The organism is Streptomyces sp. FH025 (assembly GCF_017427025.1).
Classification (GTDB): Bacteria; Actinomycetota; Actinomycetes; order Streptomycetales; family Streptomycetaceae; genus Kitasatospora.
Genome location: NZ_JAFLNG010001106.1, coordinates 1 through 1,574, shown reverse-complemented (window position 1 = coordinate 1,574; position 1,574 = coordinate 1). Strand labels below are relative to the sequence as shown.

Sequence of the window (1,574 nt, the reverse complement as noted above, 5' to 3'; positions counted from 1 at the left end):
CCGCCGCTGCCTGCCGCTGATGATGGCCAACCAGTCGGAGTGGTGGATCCTCAACAACAGCACGTTCACCGTCGAATGGGAGGGCAACCGGCACGCCCCCGCCCTGCGGGTGCGCTACGCCGACGAGAACGCCCGACGGGCGGCGTTCAGCAACTTCGGGCACGGCGTGCTCACCTTCCACCTGCCCTACCTCTTCCGCACCCCGCCGGGCTGGGACCTGCTCGTGCGCGGCCCGGCGAATCTGCCCAAGGACGGGATCACGGCCCTGTCGGGACTCATCGAGACCGACTGGACCAGCGCGTTCTTCACCATGAACTGGCAGGTCACCCGGCCGCACCACCCGATCGAGTTCCGCGCCGGGGAGCCGGTGTGCGCCTTGGTGCCGCAACGGCGCGACGAGCTCACCCGTTTCCGGCCCGAGACCACTCCACTGGCCGGATCGCCCGAGGAAGCGGGCTACCGCGCCTTCAGCGCCAGCCGGGACCGGTTCAGCGAGGAACGCCTCATCCCGGGCACCCGGGCGCACCAACAGCAGTTCCAGCGCCACTACCTGCGCGGCGAGAACCACCACGGCGAGCGGTTCCCGGAGCACCGGCGCAAGGTGGACCTCCAACCGTTCACCGACCGCGCCCTGAACGCCGAGGAGAAGGAGTAAGTAGCCATGCCCCTGCCGGAATTCGACCTGGCACGGCTGCTCGCGCCGGTCACCGTCGAGGAATTCGAACGCGACTTTCGCGAGCAGCAGCCCCTGCACGTGGCGCGCGAACAGCCCGGCCACTACCGGGAGCTGCTCACTCTCGACGACTTCGACAGGCTGCTCGCGCTGTCCGGCCCCGACTTCCACCAGCTCCGGGTGGTCCACGCCGGACGCAAGGATCCCGTCGAGCCGGGTACCCGCCTGGGCACCATCTACGACGCCTTCGAGGCGGGCGCCACCCTCCAGGTGCAGCACGTCGACTCCCGCTGGGAGCCCCTGCAACCGCTCACCCGGGCCCTCGGCCAGTGGGCCGGCGCCAAGGTCTGGGCCAACGCCTACCTCACGCCCGGCGGCAACGCCCAGGGCTTCGTTCCGCACCACGACGGGCACGACGTCCTGGTCGCGCAGATCCACGGCACCAAACGCTGGCGCCTCTACGGCGTGCGCACCCCGCTGCCCTTCGAAGGCCGGATGTTCCGGGAGAGCAGCCCGGGGGCCGCCCGGTACGACCGGCACCTCCTCCTGCGGGCCGGCGATCTGCTCTACCTGCCGCGCGGCACCATCCACGCGGCGGCCACCGAGGACGTCACCTCCCTGCACCTCACCATCGCCGTCGAGCCGGTGCTGTGGTCCACCGCCATCCAGGACGGGATCCGCAGGGTCTTCGAGCAGGATGTCGCCTTCCGCCGCTCGATGCCGCCCGGGTTCGCCGCCCTGCCGCGGACCGAGGAGACCATGGCCGAACTGCTTCGCCTGCTGTGGGAACGCCTCTCGCCGCGGGAGCTGGTCGCGCAGGCGCAGCGCACCGCCGCCGGACTCCAGACCCCCGGCGCACGCGGCCGCCTCACCGCCATCGCCGCGGCCGACCCTGCCCCCG

2 protein-coding genes are annotated in these 1,574 nt (G+C 71.6%); both read left to right on the top strand.

What is annotated here, in order from left to right:
• A partial coding sequence (locus J0670_RS37715) for a DUF6065 family protein (RefSeq protein WP_207817281.1) occupies positions 1-655 on the top strand: 655 nt, incomplete at its 5' end.
• A 6-nt stretch (positions 656-661) separates the two neighbouring features.
• Positions 662-1,574 (top strand): JmjC domain-containing protein (locus J0670_RS37710; RefSeq protein ID WP_207817280.1); only part of this gene is annotated, 913 nt, incomplete at its 3' end.